1 protein-coding gene is annotated in these 2011 nt (G+C 43.4%); it reads left to right on the forward strand.

Going from position 1 to position 2011, the window contains the following annotated elements; genetic code table 11:
• Positions 1 to 2011 (forward strand): 4Fe-4S dicluster domain-containing protein (locus AAC037_RS23920; protein ID WP_339906170.1); only part of this gene is annotated, 2011 nt, incomplete at both ends.

Below are 2011 nucleotides of genomic sequence, written 5' to 3' on the forward strand. Positions count from 1 at the left end.
GTTTTGGCTTTGTACAACCTTATTGCCAAAAAGGCCGGGGTTAGCACTGCCGGTGGAAGCAATTTAGAATTAAACAATCTATCGAAAGCAGCCAACGAATTGTGGGCCAACAAAGGCAAATCACTTGTTGTTTCCGGATCCAATGATCCCAATGTTCAAGTGGTTGTGCATGCAATCAATGAGCTTTTAGAGAATAACAATAAAACTGTGGATTTCGAAAATCCTGCTTATTTCCGAAAAGGAGATGACAACAGGATGAAGCAGTTCATCGCTGAATTAAATGCAGGAAGAGTTGGAGGAGTTATTTTTTACAACTGTAACCCGGTTTATGATTTCGGGGGAGGGCAGGAATTAGCTGCAGGAATCAGCAAAGCAAAAGTTTCTGTTTCCACCTCAGAAGTTAAAGACGAGACTGCATCTTTGGTTCAGTATCTTGCTCCGGATCATCATTACTTGGAATCTTGGAATGATTTCAATCCTAAAAAAGGAGTTTATAGCTTGGCTCAGCCGGTTATCTCTCCATTATTCAGTACCCGCCAAGCTCCTGAAAGCTTTTTAAAGTGGGCCGGTAACACGACTTCATATTATGATTTCATAAGAGAAGAATGGCAGGCTACTTTTGCTGAAAGTGGAATGGAGGGAGACTTTCAATCTTTCTGGGATAAATGCTTATTTGATGGTGTTTATATCTCTGAATCTTCAGAAGAAGGTGAAGCTTCCACATTGGAGGCTGTAGGAAATGTTGCCACCGCTGCAGCAGCCATCGGCAAAGCTTATCAGGCTCAGGGTTCAGGAAGTGAATTGGTGGTTTATACCAAAGTAGGTATTGGCTCAGGAGCATTTGCCAACAACCCTTGGTTGCAGGAAATGCCGGATCCAATTTCAAAAGCTACCTGGGACAATTACTTGACAGTCTCCCAAAAGTGGGCCAATGAAAATGGTCTTAAAATGAATGAAGGAGGCACCCAATTGGCAAATGTTTCTGCCAACGGACAGACCTTCACCGTCCCTGTTTTGGTTCAACCGGGTCAGGCAAATGGTACATTTGGATTGGCTTTAGGTTATGGAAGAACTGCAGCGGGAAGAGTAGCAAACGGGATTGGTGTCAATGCCTATGCCCTAATTAATGCAAACAAAGGGTTTGTTGAATACCATATCACTGAAGGAGTAAGTGTAAGTCTTACCGGTGAGCGTTACAGGATAGCGCAAACACAAACGCATCAAACCTATATGGGTAGAAATTTCGTTGTGCAGGAAGCTACTTTAGGAGAATATAAAGAAGATGCCAGCGCCGGAAGGTATCACCCGGAAATTTATAAGGACGGGGAATTTGTTAAGCCTAGCAAAATCTCATTGTGGTCCGGACACAAATACAGTCAGCACCACTGGGGCTTGGCCATTGACATGAACTCTTGTATTGGTTGTGCGGCTTGTACCGTGGCTTGTCAGGGTGAGAACAATGTGGCTGTTGTTGGTAAAGAAGAAGTATTGAACAGAAGAGAAATGGCCTGGATAAGAATTGACAGGTACTATAGCTCTCCTGAAGGAGCTACTTCAAATGCTGAGCTTGAGCAAGCAGCAGACAATCCGGAAGTTACCTTCCAGCCAATGATGTGTCAGCATTGTAACAACGCCCCTTGCGAAACTGTATGTCCTGTGGTAGCCACCACTCACAGTTCCGAAGGGCTTAACCAAATGACTTACAACCGTTGTATTGGTACCAGATATTGTGCCAACAACTGTCCTTATAAAGTAAGAAGATTCAACTGGTTTAAATACCATGACAATAAGGATTTTGCAGGGGTAAATACTGCTCAAAATGATGATTTGGGTAAAATGGTACTTAATCCTGATGTGACGGTAAGAGCGAGAGGGGTAATGGAGAAATGTTCCATGTGTGTGCAACGTATTCAAGCAGGTAAATTAACTGCTAAACGTGAAGGTAGAAAAATGAAGGACGGTGATGTGAATGTTGCCTGCGCAGTAGCTTGTCCTACTGAAGCCCTTGTTT

The sequence above is a fragment of the uncultured Cyclobacterium sp. genome, assembly GCF_963976465.1.
Lineage (GTDB): Bacteria > Bacteroidota > Bacteroidia > Cytophagales > Cyclobacteriaceae > Cyclobacterium.